At 65.5% G+C, this 16025-nt stretch carries 14 protein-coding genes and 1 other RNA gene; 11 read left to right on the forward strand and 4 right to left on the reverse strand.

Features of this window, described 5'->3' with window-relative positions; translation table 11 throughout:
• Positions 1 to 57 precede the first annotated feature (57 nt).
• From ABQY64_RS07705 to ABQY64_RS07730, 6 genes are all read left to right on the forward strand, one after another.
• A complete protein-coding gene (locus ABQY64_RS07705; protein ID WP_080639618.1) occupies positions 58 to 285 on the forward strand; it encodes a hypothetical protein in 228 nt (75 codons plus the stop codon).
• The gene (locus ABQY64_RS07710; RefSeq protein ID WP_104594799.1) at positions 282 to 1055 is read left to right on the forward strand and encodes an SDR family NAD(P)-dependent oxidoreductase; all 774 of its coding nucleotides are present in this window, start codon (positions 282 to 284) and stop codon (positions 1053 to 1055) included. Before ABQY64_RS07705 ends, ABQY64_RS07710 begins: the two co-directional genes overlap by 4 nt.
• Entirely contained in the window at positions 1052 to 2242 is a 1191-nt protein-coding gene (locus ABQY64_RS07715; protein WP_024938934.1) for an efflux RND transporter periplasmic adaptor subunit, read from the forward strand. Before ABQY64_RS07710 ends, ABQY64_RS07715 begins: the two co-directional genes overlap by 4 nt.
• 105 nt (positions 2243 to 2347) lie before the next feature.
• Positions 2348 to 5518, forward strand: a complete 3171-nt coding sequence (locus tag ABQY64_RS07720) for an efflux RND transporter permease subunit (RefSeq protein ID WP_039520435.1) — start codon at positions 2348 to 2350, stop codon at positions 5516 to 5518.
• Between the two features lie 43 nt (positions 5519 to 5561).
• Positions 5562 to 6293 (forward strand): SDR family oxidoreductase, encoded by a 732-nt coding sequence (locus ABQY64_RS07725; RefSeq protein WP_039520437.1) that lies wholly within the window; start codon positions 5562 to 5564, stop codon positions 6291 to 6293.
• Complete coding sequence (locus ABQY64_RS07730) at positions 6287 to 7711, forward strand: efflux transporter outer membrane subunit (protein WP_126968365.1); 1425 nt, start codon at positions 6287 to 6289, stop codon at positions 7709 to 7711. Before ABQY64_RS07725 ends, ABQY64_RS07730 begins: the two co-directional genes overlap by 7 nt.
• A gap of 137 nt (positions 7712 to 7848) precedes the next feature.
• Here ABQY64_RS07730 and ABQY64_RS07735 read toward each other — a convergent pair whose 3' ends face one another.
• Positions 7849 to 8823, reverse strand: a complete 975-nt coding sequence (locus ABQY64_RS07735) for a GGDEF domain-containing protein (protein ID WP_166768201.1) — start codon at positions 8821 to 8823, stop codon at positions 7849 to 7851.
• 94 nt (positions 8824 to 8917) lie between these two features.
• Here ABQY64_RS07735 and ABQY64_RS07740 point away from each other — a divergent pair, with 94 nt between their 5' ends.
• Entirely contained in the window at positions 8918 to 9223 is a 306-nt protein-coding gene (locus ABQY64_RS07740) for a hypothetical protein (protein WP_104570547.1), read from the forward strand.
• Between the two features lie 95 nt (positions 9224 to 9318).
• Here the strand turns inward: ABQY64_RS07740 and ABQY64_RS07745 are convergent, their stop codons facing one another.
• Complete coding sequence (locus tag ABQY64_RS07745) at positions 9319 to 11016, reverse strand: GGDEF domain-containing protein (protein WP_349779931.1); 1698 nt, start codon at positions 11014 to 11016, stop codon at positions 9319 to 9321.
• 154 nt (positions 11017 to 11170) lie between these two features.
• Between ABQY64_RS07745 and ABQY64_RS07750 the strand changes: the two genes are divergently transcribed.
• The gene (locus ABQY64_RS07750; RefSeq protein WP_104594796.1) at positions 11171 to 11419 is read left to right on the forward strand and encodes a hypothetical protein; all 249 of its coding nucleotides are present in this window, start codon (positions 11171 to 11173) and stop codon (positions 11417 to 11419) included.
• 117 nt (positions 11420 to 11536) lie between these two features.
• A complete protein-coding gene (locus ABQY64_RS07755; protein WP_181142629.1) occupies positions 11537 to 11707 on the forward strand; it encodes a hypothetical protein in 171 nt (56 codons plus the stop codon).
• A 188-nt stretch (positions 11708 to 11895) separates the two neighbouring features.
• Here the strand turns inward: ABQY64_RS07755 and ssrA are convergent.
• Positions 11896 to 12292, reverse strand: a transfer-messenger RNA (tmRNA) gene (gene ssrA, locus ABQY64_RS07760).
• 133 nt (positions 12293 to 12425) lie between these two features.
• On the opposite strand from ssrA, the gene ABQY64_RS07765 reads away from it, so the two are divergent.
• Positions 12426 to 14882 (forward strand): S8 family serine peptidase, encoded by a 2457-nt coding sequence (locus ABQY64_RS07765; protein ID WP_349779932.1) that lies wholly within the window; start codon positions 12426 to 12428, stop codon positions 14880 to 14882.
• 145 nt (positions 14883 to 15027) lie between these two features.
• Here ABQY64_RS07765 and smpB read toward each other — a convergent pair whose 3' ends face one another.
• A complete protein-coding gene (smpB, locus tag ABQY64_RS07770) occupies positions 15028 to 15531 on the reverse strand; it encodes an SsrA-binding protein SmpB (RefSeq protein WP_006449452.1) in 504 nt (167 codons plus the stop codon).
• 60 nt (positions 15532 to 15591) lie between these two features.
• Here smpB and ABQY64_RS07775 point away from each other — a divergent pair, with 60 nt between their 5' ends.
• Positions 15592 to 16023 (forward strand): type II toxin-antitoxin system RatA family toxin, encoded by a 432-nt coding sequence (locus ABQY64_RS07775; protein ID WP_211915040.1) that lies wholly within the window; start codon positions 15592 to 15594, stop codon positions 16021 to 16023.
• Positions 16024 to 16025 lie beyond the last annotated feature (2 nt).

A 16025-nucleotide genomic window follows, 5' to 3' on the forward strand; every position in this document is an offset into this window, starting at 1 on the left:
CAAGTGCTGGTTTGGGGCCTAACTTATGCGGCATCCCCTCCATGCAGGAGCACGGCCATGTGGTTGTGCAATGTTTTCGGCTTGTCGTCGACATCGCGTAGCGCCATCGAAGGTGCCTTCGATCCAGTGGTTTCCACGGCGAGAAGCCCGCGCGCCGGCGTTTCGCGCGCTTTTTCGACATCGCCCCGGCGTCAGGCCGGCGGCGCTCCGACACAGCGGACTGGACTGTCGGCGCGTCTGGCGCAGCGCGGAATTGTCCCGATGTCGGGAGTGAAAGTCCCATGACCGGGATGGTCCAATCCGAGACGGCCGTCATTGGCGGCGCGGGCAATGTCGGCGCCGGTATCGTCGCCGCCTTGCTCGATGCCCGGATGCCGGTGCTGGTGATTGGACGCGACGCCGCCAAGCTCGACGCGCTGCGCGCGCAGCATGGCAATACACCGCTGCTGGAAACCTTGCAGGGCTCGGTCGCCGACGACGCTTCGGCGCAGGCGCTGGCCGGCGAAGTGGCCCAGCGCCCGCGTCCGCTGGCGGCGGTGATCGCCAGCGTGGGCAGCCCGCTCAAGGCCGGCCGCCTGCTGGACCGCCCGGTCACTGCGCTGCGTCGCCGCATCGAGCGCGATGTGCTGCCGCACCTGGCGGCCGCGCGGCATCTGCTGCCGCTGCTGGCCGAGGCCGAGGGCGGCGGCCGCTACCTGTTGCTGGGCAGCCCCTGCGCGCTGCGTGCCTGGGCCGCGCACGGCGATACCTCGATTGCCGCTGCCGCCACCCGCATGCTCGCCCAGGTCCTGCACGAGGAAGCCAAGCCGCTGGGCGTCCGCGTGCACCTGCTGTCGGTCGAGCAGCCGGTGTGTACGCCGGGCCGTGCCAAGGACGCGTGTCCGGAATGGATCCGCGCCGTGGATGTCGGCCGTGCCGCAGTCTCGCTGATCGCCGGGCCTGGCCAGCCCGGGCAAGCCATCGTGACCGTCAGCCGTCGCCTGCACGCCGCTCCTTCGGCCGACCGGCTCGCCGGTCTGCATTTTCCCATCCCCACCCGAGAGATTTCCCCATGACCCCGAACGCCACCCCGTTCCGTTTTCCCTTGCGTACTGTATTGACGGGCGCCGTACTCGCGGTTGTGCTGGCCGGTTGCGGCAGCAAGGCTGCCGAGACCGGCGCGCCGCCGCCGCCCAGCGTCAGCGTCGCCCCGGTGTTGCTGAAGGAGATCAGCCAGTGGGACGAATTCAGTGGCCGCATCGAGCCGGTGGAAAGCGTCGAGCTGCGTCCACGCGTGTCCGGCTACATCGACAAGGTCAATTACGTCGAAGGCGCCGAAGTGAAGAAGGGCGATGTGCTCTTCAGCATCGACGACCGCAGCTACCGCGCCGAATTCGCGCGTGCCAATGCCGCGCTGGTGCGTGCACGCACGCAGTCCACGCTGGCCCGCAGCGAAGCGGCACGCGCCCGCAAACTGTCCGACCAGCAGGCCATTTCGACCGAGACCTGGGAGCAGCGCCGCGCTGCCGCCGATCAGGCCGATGCCGATCTGCTGGCCGCACAGGCCGCGCTGGATACCGCCAAGCTCAACCTGGACTGGACCCGCGTGCGTGCGCCGATCGATGGCCGCGCCGGGCGTGCGATGGTCACCGCCGGCAATCTGGTCACCGCCAGCGACAGCGCCAGCGTGCTGACCACGCTGGTGTCGCTGGACAAGGTGTTCGTGTACTTCGATGCCGACGAAGGCACCTTCCTGCGTTATTCGCAGATGGCGCGCAACGGCGAGCGTCCGGATGCGCGCGGCGGCGAGTTGCCGGTGCGCATCGGCCTGGTCGGCGAACAGGGCTTCCCGCACACCGGGCGCGTGGATTTCCTGGATAACCAGGTGACCCGCAGCACCGGCACCATCCGCGTGCGCGCGGTGCTGGACAACGCGCAGCGCCAGTTCACGCCAGGCCTGTATGCACACGTGCAGTTGCTGGGCAGCGGCCAGTTCAAGGCCATGCTGGTCGACGAAAAGGCCGTGCTGACCGATCAGGACCGCAAGTACGTGTATGTGGTCGACAAGGACGGCAAGGCGCAACGGCGCGACATCGAGCTGGGCCGCAATGCCGACGGCCTGCGCATCGTGCGCAAGGGACTGGCCGCCGGCGATCGCGTGGTGGTCGATGGCGTGCAGAAGATCTTCATGCCTGGCATGCCGGTCGATGCCAAGACCGTGGCCATGGCCACGGCACCGGACAAGCGCACCGCCTCGAACTGATTCATCGCTGCATCGCGCCCGTGACCACCGGCCTTGAAACAAGGCCGGTTCGGGGCCGCTGTGCCGCGCCGCCACCCGGCGGCAACCTCTTTCAGGACCACCCCAATGGACTTTTCCCGTTTTTTCATCGACCGGCCGATCTTTGCCGCGGTGCTGTCGATCATCATCTTCGCTGCCGGCCTGATCGCCATGCCGCTGCTGCCCATCAGCGAGTACCCGGAAGTGGTGCCGCCGAGCGTGCAGGTGCGTGCGGTGTATCCGGGCGCCAATCCCAAGGTCATCGCCGAGACCGTCGCCACGCCGCTTGAGGAAGCCATCAACGGCGTGGAAGACATGATGTACATGAAGTCGGTCGCCGGCTCCGACGGCGTGCTGGTGGTCACCGTGACCTTCAAGCCGGGCACCGATCCGGACCAGGCGCAGGTGCAGGTGCAGAACCGTGTCAGTCAGGCGCAGGCGCGTCTGCCCGAGGACGTGCGGCGCCAGGGCGTGACCACGCAGAAGCAGTCGCCGACGCTGACCATGGTCGTGCATCTGACCTCGCCCAAGGGCAAGTACGACTCGCTGTACCTGAGCAATTACGCCACCTTGAAGGTCAAGGACGAACTGTCGCGCCTGCCGGGCGTGGGCCAGATCCAGATCTTCGGTGCCGGCGATTACGCCATGCGCATCTGGCTGGATCCGGACAAGGTCGCCGCGCGCGGGCTGACCGCCAGCGACGTGGTCGCGGCTATCCGCGAGCAGAACGTGCAGGTCTCCGCCGGCCAGCTCGGCGCCGAGCCGATGCCCAACAAGAGCGACTTCCTGCTGTCGATCAATGCGCAGGGCCGCCTGACCACCGAAGAAGAATTCGGCAACATCGTGATCCGCAGCGGCAACAGCGGCGAGATCGTGCGGCTGTCGGATGTGGCGCGTCTGGAACTGGGCGCTGGCAACTACACCTTGCGCTCGCAGCTGGACAACAAGAACGCGGTGGGCATGGGCGTGTTCCAGTCGCCGGGTGCCAACGCAATCGAATTGTCCGATGCGGTGCGCGCCAAGATGGCCGAGCTGGAAAAGCAGTTCCCGCAGGACATGGCGTGGTCGGCTGCGTACGACCCGACCGTGTTCGTGCGCGACTCGATCAGCGCGGTGGTGCACACGCTGCTGGAAGCGGTGCTGCTGGTGGTGCTGGTGGTGATCCTGTTCCTGCAGACCTGGCGCGCCTCGATCATTCCGTTGCTGGCGGTGCCGGTGTCGGTGGTCGGTACGTTCGCCGCGCTCTACCTGCTGGGTTTTTCGATCAACACGCTGAGCCTGTTCGGCCTGGTGCTGGCGATCGGCATCGTGGTCGACGATGCGATCGTGGTGGTGGAAAACGTCGAGCGCAACATCGAAGAAGGGCTGGCCCCGTTGGCTGCTGCGCATCAGGCGATGCGCGAGGTGTCCGGGCCGATCATCGCCATCGCGCTGGTGCTGTGCGCGGTGTTCGTGCCGATGGCGTTCCTGTCGGGCGTGACCGGCCAGTTCTACAAGCAGTTCGCGGTGACCATCGCCATTTCCACGGTGATTTCGGCGATCAATTCGCTGACCTTGTCGCCGGCACTGGCCGCCATGCTGCTCAAGCCGCATGACGCACCGAAGGACGGCCCGTCGCGGTTGATCGACCGCTTGTTCGGATGGTTGTTCCGTCCGTTCAATCGCTTCTTCAACAGCAGTTCGCACAAGTACCAGGGCGCGGTCTCGCGCACCCTGGGCAAGCGTGGCGCGGTATTCGCGGTGTATGTGTTGCTGCTGGTGGTCACCGGCTTCATGTTCAAGGTGGTGCCGGGCGGCTTCATTCCGACCCAGGACAAGCTGTACCTGATTGCCGGTACCAAGTTGCCGGAAGGCGCCTCGCTGGAACGCACCAACGAAGTGATCCGTCAGATCACCCAGATCGCGCTGCAGACCGAAGGCGTGGACCACGCGATTGCGTTCCCGGGCCTGAACCCGCTGCAGTTCACCAACACGCCCAATACCGGCACGGTGTTCCTGACGCTCAAGCCATTCAGCCAGCGCAGCCGCACTGCGGCGCAGATCAACGCGGAGATCAACGCCCGCATCAGCCAGATCCAGCAGGGCTTTGCGTTTGCGTTCATGCCGCCGCCGATCCTGGGCCTGGGGCAGGGCTCGGGCTACTCGCTGTACATCCAGGACCGCGCCGGCCTGGGCTATGGCCAGTTGCAGAGTGCGGTCAATGCGATGTCCGGTGCGATCTCGCAGACGCCGGGCATGCAGTTCCCGATCGGCACGTATCAGGCCAATGTGCCGCAGCTCGATGCCAAGGTCGATCGCGACAAGGCCAAGGCACAGGGCGTGCCGCTGACCAACCTGTTCGACACCTTGCAGACCTATCTGGGTTCGTCCTACATCAACGACTTCAATCGCTTCGGTCGCACCTATCAGGTGATCGCCCAGGCCGATGGACAGTTCCGCGACAGCGTCGAAGACATTGCCAACCTGCGCACCCGCAACGATCGCGGGCAGATGGTGCCGATCGGCAGCATGGTCACGCTGGGCCAGACTTACGGCCCGGATCCGGTGATCCGCTACAACGGCTACCCGGCCGCCGACCTGATCGGTGAAGCGGACCCGCGCGTGCTCTCCTCCACCCAGGCGATGCAGACGCTGGCCGGCATGGCGCCGAAGGTGTTGCCCAACGGCATGAACATCGAGTGGACCGACCTGAGCTATCAGCAATCCACCCAGGGCAACTCGGCGTTGATCGTGTTCCCGATGGCGGTGTTGCTGGCGTTCCTGGTGCTGGCCGCGTTGTACGAGAGCTGGACGCTGCCGCTGGCGGTGATCCTGATCGTGCCGATGACCTTGCTGTCTGCCTTGTTCGGCGTGTGGCTCACCGGCGGCGACAACAACGTGTTCGTGCAGGTGGGGTTGGTGGTGCTGATGGGCCTGGCGTGCAAGAACGCGATCCTGATCGTGGAGTTCGCCCGCGAACTCGAAATGCACGGCAAGGGCATCGTCGACGCCGCGCTGGAAGCCTGCCGCCTGCGTCTGCGTCCGATCGTGATGACCTCCATCGCCTTCATCGCCGGTACCGTGCCGCTGGTGTTCGGGCATGGCGCCGGCGCCGAAGTGCGCTCGGTCACCGGCATCACCGTGTTCGCCGGCATGCTCGGTGTGACCTTGTTCGGCCTGTTCCTGACCCCGGTGTTCTACGTGGCGCTGCGCAAGTGGGTGACGCGTCGCGAAGCCGCTGCACCGGCCACTGTTGCGCACGATCACGTCAAGGCGTGAGTGCGTCGTCCCCAATCCCCATTCGCAGTACAAGGACATTGAAATGAGCAACCACAAGATCGCATTGGTCACCGGCGCCACCCGCGGCATCGGCCTGGAAACCGTTCGGCAACTGGCCCAGGCCGGCGTGCATACATTGCTGGCCGGGCGCAAGCGCGACGATGCCGTCGCCGCCGCACTCAAGCTGCAGGCCGAAGGCCTGCCGGTGGAGGCCATCCAGCTCGACGTCAACGACGACATCAGCATCGCTGCGGCGGTCGGCACGGTGGAACAGCGTCATGGCCACCTGGACATCCTGATCAACAACGCCGGCATCATGATCGAGGACATGCAGCGCACGCCGTCGCAGCAGAGCCTGGAGGTGTGGAAGCGCACCTTCGACACCAACCTGTTCGCGGTCGTCAGCGTCACCAAGGCATTCCTGCCGCTGCTGCGTCGCTCGCTGGCCGGGCGCATCGTCAATGTGTCCAGCATGCTCGGCTCGCTGACCCTGCATACCCAGCCCGGTTCGCCGATCTACGACTTCAAGATTCCCGCCTACGACGCCTCCAAGAGCGCGGTCAACAGCTGGACGGTGCACCTGGCCCATGAGTTGCGCGACACCGCCATCAAGGTCAACACCGTGCATCCGGGCTACGTCAAAACTGACATGAACGGTGGTGGCGGCGAGATCGAGGTGGAGCAGGGCGCGTACAGCAGCGTGCAGATGGCATTGCTCGACGCGCACGGCGCCACCGGCAGCTTTACGCATCTGGGAGAAGTGTTGCCATGGTAAGAAACTTCCTGAGCGTGGCACTGGCTGCGCTGGTGCTCAGCGGCTGTGCGGTGGGGCCGGATTACCGGCCCGACCCGCCGGCCGCGGTGACCTTGCAGGGCGCGCAGGATGCGGCCTTCAGCGGCGAATCGCCGGTCGGTAACTGGTGGTCGCAGTTCGACGACCCGGTGCTGGAACAACTGGTGCGCGATGCCTTGTTCGCCAACCACGATCTGCGCATCGCCGTGTCGCGCGTCAAGCAGGCACGTGCGGTGTTCGTCGAGCGTCGCCTCGACCAGGCCCCGCACATCACCGCGCAGAGCAGCTTCGATCGACGCGAACAGCAGCAGGTGGTTGCCGGTAACCAGCGCTTCCTCACCGAGCAAACCACCCTGGGCCTGGATGCGGCCTGGGAGCTGGATCTGTTCGGCCGCCAGCGGCGCGCCTCGGAAGCGGCGCGTGCGGATCTGGAAGCCGAGCAGGCCGGCCTGCTCGACGTGCAGGTCACCGTTGCTGCCGAAGTGGCGCGCAATTACTTCGAGTTGCGCGGCACGCAAAAGCAGCTGGAGGTGTCCAAGCGCACGCTGACCAACCTGCACGACACCCAGCGGCTGACGCAGACGCGTTGGGATCTGGGCGCCGGCAGCGAACTGGATGTGCAGAGCAGCCTGGCGCGCCTGAAGGCGATCGAGGCGGACATTCCGTTGCTGGAAACCGCCGAAGCGCAGTACCGCCATCGTCTGGCGGTGCTGCTCGGCCAGCCGCCCAATGCCCTGGACGCCACCCTGGTAGCGCGCACCACGCCCGCGTTCGCACGTGCGTTGCCGCTGGGCGATACCGCCGGATTGTTGCGTCAGCGCCCGGACGTGCGCAGCGCCGAACGTCGACTGGCAGCGGCCACCGCGCAGGTCGGCGTGGCCACCGCGGATCTGTTCCCGCGCATCAGCGTCAGCGGCTTTGTCGGCTTCCTGTCCGGCGACGCGGCCAGGCTGACCGAGGGCAGCGGCAAGGCCTGGTCGATCACCCCGTCGATCAGCTGGGCGGCATTCGACTTCGGCACCGTGCGTGCACGCCTGCGCGCCAGCAAGGCGCAGGCCGACGGTGCGTTGGCGCAATACCAGCAAACCGTGTTGCTGGCGCTGGAAGACACCGAGAACGCCTTGATCGGCTACGGCCGCCAGCAGGCACGCCTGGCGATCGTGGTGGAGCAGGCCAATGCGGCGCGACGTGCCGAACAACTGGCGCAGATCCGCTACCGCGAGGGCTCGGAAGACTTCCTGACCCTGCTGGATGCGCAACGCACCCAGCTGGCCGCCGACGATGCATTGGCGCAGGCCGAAGCCGCGGTGAATGTCGGCGTGGTCGGTGTGTACAAGGCGCTGGGCGGCTGGAAGCAGGGCGAAGCGCCTGCCGCACCGGTGGCCGTGCTCAATCGGTGAGGCTGACCTGCAGGGCGGCCGTCAGGTCGTCCTGCAGGCAACCGGCTGCGCCGATGCGTCGTCCGCCAATACGGCGCATGGATCTGGGGCACCGGACTGCGTGCCTGCTGACCGGCTGATCACACGAGGAACTGCGCTCAGTCGGCAACCCGCACGCTGTCGCGGCCACCGTTCTTGGCCAGATACAGCGCGGCATCGGCACGCGAAAACCAGTCCTGCCAATGCGTTTCGCCATCGTGGCGCGCCGCGCCCAGCGACACGGTGATCCGCCCACCCGGGCCACGCAGCCCGTTGCGGATCACCTTGCGCAGGCGTTCGGTGGCCGCTTCCAGTTCCTGCAGGGAGCCGGCACGCAACAGCACCACGAATTCTTCGCCGCCGAAGCGGAACACCTGATGCGGCTCGCGCACTTCAAAGCGCAGGATGGTGGCCAGATCCGACAGCGCCGCATCGCCTGCGGCATGCCCGTACAGATCATTGACCTCCTTGAAATGGTCCAGATCCAGGATGATCAGGCTGTTGAGCCGTTCATGCGGCTGGCGCCGGTCGATCTGATGGGTGAGCGCACGTTCGAGCATGCGCCGATTGGGCAGACCGGTCAGCGCATCCAGCGAGGCCAGCTCTTCCAGATGCACGCGGTCGTCCTGCATGCGCAGCGAAAACGCATACCCCACCGCCAGCGTCACCAGCGTCACCACGACCGTCGACACGCCCTGGCCGGGGCTGACGATCAGGCCCGGCAACAGCAACAGCGCCGCCAGCAACGGCAAGCTCAGCAGCACGGCGCGTCGCGGGCCGCACAGGAAGTAATTGGTGGCCAGCACCGGAAACAACCAGGGCAGGGCACCGTCGCCGCCGCTCCAGCAGGCGACCAGACAGCCGCCGACATTGATGGATGCCAGCCACACGCCGCCGCCGCCGGTGCGTTCAGCATCGCGCATCTTCCAGCCACGCCATATCGCAAGCACACCGAGCAATGCGGTGATCAGGCAGGCCAGCGCCTGACCGGTGATGGCCAGGTACACCGCATAGAGGCAAAGCAACAGCGCGGTGATCGGCCCCAGCATCTTGACGATGCCGAGGCGGAAATCCCGCCGCAGGTGGAGGATCACAGGGAAGGTTCTATAGGAGTCGGCATCATTATCGGCGGAGCCTTGCGAAAGTTGAGCGTGCACGCGCCGCGGCAACGGGTAGGAAAATGAAGCGTTGCCGCGCCGGGCTTCGCACATCCTTGACGGCCGTGCCGCAACCGTAGCGTTTTTGCCGTTGGAGTCTGCCATGCCCACACGCGAAGAACTCGACACGCGCTTGGATGCGCTGCAGGACGAACTGCCGCAACTGTCCGCCGATGAAGACGCGGATTTCGACTATCTCGATTTTCAGGCGCGTGCCCAGGCCCTATTGAGCAGCGCCGCAGCCGAGGACGCGGCCTATGTGCGGACGCGCATCGACGGCATGCTGGCCGGCGCTGGCCTGATTCCAACCGATGCGGATGGGCGCAGTTGCGCTTGAATCCTGGTCTGCGCGGGCACTAAAACGCTTGTATTGCAGGGCATGGCACGAAGGTATGCCTGCAGGCGCAGGTTCAATGCCGATAACGGCATGCCTTAGCCTGCAGCCGGGGTGCCCGCACTCACCACCTGATTGCGTCCGGCCTGCTTGGCGCGGTACAGCGCCTCGTCCGCGCGCCGCAGCAACTGCGCCATATTGCCTGCATGTTCGGGAAAGCTGGCCGCACCGAACGAGGCGCTGACCTTCGGCAACGAGACGCCATCGGCCATGACCTGCAGCGACTCGATGCCGGCACGCAGCTTCTCTGCCATCCTGCAGGCGGTCGCCAGATCGACCTCCGGCAGGATGATCGTCAGCTCCTCGCCGCCGTAGCGGCAGCAGATGTCTTCGCCGCGCGTCTGCGCCAGCAGGAAGTCGCCGATTGCCGCCAATGCGCGGTCGCCGCCGCTGTGGCCGTGCAGATCGTTGAACTGCTTGAAGTGGTCCACGTCCAGCATCAGCACCGACAAGGGTTGTACCCGCCGCGTGCAGCGCGCCAGTTCGTGATTGAGCGCTTCTTCGAGATAGCGGCGGTTGTACAGACCGGTCAACGGATCGCGAATGGATTGCTGGCGCAACGTTTCGCGCAGGCGCAGGTTGTGCAACGCCAGCGACAGTTGTTCGGCCGCAGCCTCGGCCACGGTCAGCGAGGCCAGATCGCGCGGGTCTTCGCTGCGCAGCGCCAGCATTCCCAATTGCGTGCCCTGTGCCGATAACGGGATGCAGGCGGTGCTCGCATGCGCCGGAAGATTGGCGCCGATGTGTTGGCAGAGCATGCCCTGGCTGGCGTCTTCCACCACATGCGTGCGGTCGCGGCGTAAGGCCCAGCAGGTGTCCGGGGCGATGCTGGCGTTGTCGTCGTCGGCCATCGTGCCCCAGGCCACCACCTGCTCGGCACGATCGCGCGAGGCGCGCAACAGATAGACCGCGCCGGCTGCGCCCGGGATCAGCGGAGCGATCGTGCGTGCGGTGATTTCCAGTGCTTCCTCGGCATTGCGGCAGTTCTGCAGCAGGCCCGAGTAACGTGCCAGCGCCTCCAGCCCGGCCGACGTTCGTTCGAGCGTGGCGAACGATTCGATCAGGCGTTCGCTGGTCGTGCTGGCCGCGTCTTCGGCGAGCACGCGCCGTTCCAGTTCGCGCGATAGCAACCGGTAGGCCAGCAACATCACCAGCAAGCCGCTGAAGATCCCGACCACCGTGACCCACAGCACCCACTGCGCGCTGCGCGTGTTGGTGTCGTTGCGCTTTACCAGTTGCTGGCGCTCCAGTTCCGTCATGGTCTGCACCTGGCGGCGCAGCGAAGACGAGGTCTGGAACACACCACGTGCGATCGACGCACGCGCGCCATCCAGGCCTTGCTTGCGATAGCTGTGCAACAGGTCGTTGATCTGGACCAGGCGCATGTCCACCAGGCGTCCAAGCGCCACGACGTTGCGCCGCTGCACCGGGTTGTCCTGCACCAGGGCATCCAGCCGCACGATGCGCTCGGGCAGCCGCCCGATCGCATCGGCGTACACCCCGAGAAACGCCTCGTTGTCGGTCAGGACATAGCCGCGCACCGACGACTCCGCCGACAGCATCCCGGCCTGGATCTCGTCGATGCTGGCAATCACTTCCTGCGTATGCGTCACCCAGCCGGCGTCGGACAGCGAACGCTGCGTAGTGAAATAACCGCCCACGCCGATCAGGACGAAGATCATCCCGCCGAGCAATAAGGCGCCGGCGGCGTGGCGTTTTGCTTTTTTGGTCAACACAGTGTTCCCCGACACCGATTGTCTGGTAGAGGCTGATGCAAGTCGCGTGCCTGTGCTCCACTTCGCTTGCCAGTCAGCTGCGTGAAGGGGTTGAGGTCGCTCCGGCGCCGGCACGGCGGTATCCTTCACGTTCGTCACCGAGCCGGGCAACAGATTGGTCATTTTTCTAGGTAGCTATCAATTGACCTGCCGCGCTGCCCTGGGCGATGGCCCTAGCCGCGGCTGGGTTGCCGACTGGCAGATCGCCCAGATTGGCGCCGCAAGCGCCGGCGACCTGGCAGGCAGCGCCCTCTCCGCCACGTTTCCCGATCACCGCAGCGCCATGGCCGCCGCCCGCGTCGCCGGCATGGTGACGCTGGAAGCCATGCACGCCGAAGCGCAACGGCAGCTCGAATCCGCCTGAGGCGCATGTGCATCTGGTCGCATCGACCAAGCCTGCGCACCTCAGTGCCAGATGAGCTGGCATACCGTTTGCTTCCGTTCCGGAAGAACGCTGGGGAGCGTCTTCGACGGAGGCGACATGCAAGAGCCCAATAAAAGTGCCCTGGTCCTGCTGCGGCAGGAAGCCACCGAACTGCTCGCGCTATTCGATCAACTGCGTGGCGATGCCACGCCGGCGCATGACGCGGACAACATCGTCGCAACCACACCCGCCGAACGCACCGAACAGACCGTCCACGTCACTAATTGACTCAGCAGGTAAGCCTGCAGTCGTCTGCGATGCACGGGCTGTTGGGCAACACGCGATGCGGCATTTTTGTCAGCGCCATGTCGCTGTCGATCGTGCGTCTCCAGGACAGGGTATCGCCCATGAAAAAGGCCGGGAGCCCTCTGCATCGAGGAGTCCCGGCCTTAGTCGGTCGTCTCAGGACCGTTGTTTGGTGGAGGTGGGCGGAATCGAACCGCCGTCCGGAAGCACTCCATCCCCAGCACTACATGCTTAGCCCTCCGTTAGATCTCATTCCCAGGCAGCACGGTTGGCAAAGCGCACCTGGAAACCAGCCTGCTTTATCTAACCGGTAGCTGACAGGCAGCCACTACCGATGGTTCCGTGATAATGACCCTACACCTACGAGCACGGGCACAAGTAGGTTCGGGGGTTCGCCTTAGGCGGCTGTAGAACTACAACTAAAGCCAATTAAGCGGCGATAGCGAAGTCCGAACCGTAGTTGTCATCGTTGGCAACTAAAAGTTTGCTGCTGGATTAACGAGGAAAGCTGCCCCCTCGGCATGCGCCAAGCGACTTCGCGACCCCCGTCGAAACCAGTGCACCCCCGGGGAAAGCATCAAAACGCTGACCTGATCAGTGTAGGGATCGGAGCGTCCTGTCACAAGTGGTGAGACGTGCAGCGCTTACAGTGGCTTCAGTCCTATCGGACAGAAAAGTCTGGTAATCAAGGAGCGAAGCGATGGCGACAGGCAAGCCCCCAGGTCCGCGGCAGGCACGCAGCACGCCCCGCAAACGCGCATCGGGCGTCGACGCCCCCAGCCTTCGGCCCGCAGGCAGAGCCGCGCAGCAGCAGGCGCAGGACACCGCGCTGACGCGCGTGCAGGGCAAGGCGCGCACTGTGATCTACATCCATGGCATCGGCAACAAGCCGCCGGCCGAGGTATTGCGCTGTCAGTGGGACAAGGCCTTGTTCGGGCGGCCGATGGGCGAGCGCACGCGCCTAGCGTACTGGGTCAATCGCGAGCGCTATCCGGTTGCCGAACCCGGTAATTGCGACGCACGCGATGTCGGCCCGGCGCTCAATCAGAGCGTGCAGCGCGCCTTGAGCACGCTTGGGCTGGTGCCGGGCGAGCAGGATCTGCATTTGCTCGCCGATGCCTTGGCGCAGAGCGAGCAAGAGCGTGTCGATCTGCACCGTTTGCTGGACGAACTGGATGCGGCGCCCGCAATGCCGGCGGTGGGCCAGGTGCAGGCCAAAGGTCCGATCGATGCGATCAACCGCGTGCTGCTGCGGCTGATCTCCGCCGCGCTGCTGCAAGACGTGCACGATTTGTTCTTCGTGCCCGAGCGTGCGGCGCTGATGCGCGAGAGCCTGACGCAGCGGTTGCGCTCGGGTGGCGGGCCGTTTGTGGTGGTGGCGCACAGCCAGGGCTCGATGATCGCCTTTGACGTGTTGCGTCAGCTCCAGGCGGCCGAGTGCGAGGTCAGCCTGTTCCTGACCCTGGGCTCGCCCTTGGGCCTGCCGCAGGTGCGCAGCATGTTCAAGCGCTGGACCGGCACACGCAAGCTGCCGTTTCCCGCGTGTGTACGGCGCTGGATCAACGTGGCCGATACGCGCGACCCGATCGCGCTGGATCCTGATCTCGGCGACGAGATCGCCAACGCCAAGGGGCGTTTCGAAAACCTCGCGGGCGCGCGCCTGAATCCGGACTGGCAGCACAACGCGCATTCGGGCTCGGGCTATCTGTCGATTCCGCAGGTGCGCGCGGCGGTGCGCGAAGCGGTGGGCGTCGGCTTCGACCAACCGGTCTCCAACGCCGTGCTGATCAAGGATCTCAGCGAGCAGCTGGAAGCGCATGGCGCCGAGTACCGGCACGAAGTGCTGATCGAGCTGGATCGACGGCTGCTGGGCGACGACCCGGCCGCCACGCGTGCGCTGCTGTTGGCGCAATTGCGCCAGACCGCTGCAGCGAGCACCGGCTTGAGCGGCGATGCGCTGGACGAGGCGATCGAGCTGGAAGATGGCTTGCAGCGGTTTGTGTCGGCGCGGCTGACGCGGTTCGAGATCGAATCGCTGCAGGACCGCTACCGCGCGCTGGGATTCCGGCGCGTGTGGCGCGATGCCGGCAAGCGCGCGTTGATCAACGTGTCCGGCAACGTCCTGCATGCCGATGCGGCGCGCACCGCATATCGCGCGCGCGGGCAACAGATCGGCTGGGCGGTGCTGGACACCGGTATCGCAGCCAGTCATCCGCATTTCTTCGCAAAGGGAGAGCGCGACACGGTGGTGGCGCAATGGGATTGCACGCGGCGGGGTGCAGCCAGGCGATTGACGCGCGCCGACGGCGATGCCTTCGCTCGGCTGGATCGGCACGGGCACGGCACGCATATCGCCGGGATCATCGCCGGCCATAGCCGCGCGGTGATTCCCGACGCGCAGGGCAACCCGGGCAAACCGCTGGAGTTTGCCGGCATGGCGCCGGACACCCAGCTTTACGGGTTCAAGGTGCTGGACGATGCTGGCAACGGCCGTGATTCGTGGATGATCAAGGCGGTGCAGCAGGTGGCAGCGATCAACGAGCGCGCCGGCGAGCTGGTCATCCACGGCGTCAATCTGAGCCTGGGCGGTTACTTCGATCCGGAGAGCTACGGCTGCGGTTTTACGCCGCTGTGCAACGAGTTGCGGCGGCTATGGCGGCAAGGCGTGCTGGTGGTGGTGGCCGCCGGCAACGAAGGTCTGGCCTGGTTGATGCGCAACGACGGTGATGCGTATCCGGCCAACATGGATATGTCGATCAGCGACCCGGGCAATCTGGAAGACGCCATCGTGGTCGGCTCGGTGCACAAGAGCAGTCCGCACAATTACGGCGTTTCGTATTTTTCGTCGCGCGGACCGACCGCCGATGGGCGCGGCAAGCCGGATGTCGTGGCGCCGGGCGAAAAGATCCTGTCGGCCTATTACGATTTCGACCCGAAAGATCCGGCCAGCCTGATGGTGGAAATGAGCGGCACCAGCATGGCCGCACCGCACGTCTCCGGCGTGCTGGCCGGCTTCCTCTCCGCCCGCCGCGAGTTCATCGGCTTTCCGGATCGGGTCAAGCAGCTGATGCTGGACACCAGCACCGACCTGCAACGCGATCGCTATGTGCAGGGCAGGGGAGTGCCGAATTTGATGCGGATGCTTGGAGCGACGTGATTCGGGAGTCGGGATTGGGGATTCGCAAAAGCACGAGCTCTAAGCGTCGCCTTGTTGCTCACCAGGGCTTGGAGACAGCCCAGCGCAGGCTGCGAATGGCTTTGCCGTTACCAATCCCCAATGCCGAATCCCCAATCCCGGCTACTCACGCATCCCGGTTATGCCGCCGCATCACGCGCTGCTTGTCGCGTTGCCAGTCACGGTCCTTGGCGGCGTCGCGCTTGTCGTGGTTCTGCTTGCCCTTGGCCAGCGCGATTTCCAGCTTGACCTTGTTGTTGCTCCAGTACAGCGCGGTGGGCACCAGGGTGTAGCCGTCGCGTTCGACGCTGCTCAGCACCTTGTCGATTTCCCGGCGGTGCAGCAGCAGCTTGCGGTCGCGGCGTTCCACCGGCACGGTGTGGCTGGAGGCTTGGATCAGCGGGGTGATCTGCGCGCCGATCAGGAAGATCTCGCCGGAGCGCACATAGGCGTAGCCATCGATGATGTTGGCGCGGCCGGCGCGGATCGCCTTGACCTCCCAGCCCTGCAGGGCCAGGCCGGCTTCGTAGCGCTCTTCCAGGTGGTATTCATGGCGCGCACGCTTGTTCAGCGCGATGGTTTTCGTGGCCGTCGCGCCGTTTGCTTTATCCTTGGCTGGTTTCTTGCTCATGCCGCCATTGTCGCCGATTCGGCGTCATCAAACGATCTTCTGTCTTTCACAAGTTAGCGAATGCCTACCATCCGTCGCAGCGCCCTGGTCGAACACAGCGCCACCCGCATGTTCGATCTGGTCAATGATGTTGCCGCCTATCCGCGCCGTTTCGGCTGGTGCGATGCTGCGCAGGTGCTTGAACAGGACCAGTCGCATATCGTGGCGCGGCTGGATCTGGGGCTGGGGTCGTTCCGCACCTGGTTCACCACCGAAAACGTGCTCGAACGTCCGCAGCGCATCGTCATGCATCTGCGCGACGGGCCGTTCAAGCGCCTGGAAGGCCTGTGGGAGTTTCAGTCGCTGGGCGAGAACGCCTGCAAGGTCAGCCTGACCCTGGAAGTGGAAACCAGCTCACGACTGTTGGGCCCGGCGCTGGCGCTGGGCTTTCAGGGCCTGGCCGACCGCATGGTCAACGATTTCGTGCGGGTCGCCGATCGCGGCGACGTCTGAGC

It is taken from the genome of Xanthomonas sp. WHRI 7065, from assembly GCF_040203115.2.
GTDB lineage: Bacteria > Pseudomonadota > Gammaproteobacteria > Xanthomonadales > Xanthomonadaceae > Xanthomonas > Xanthomonas arboricola.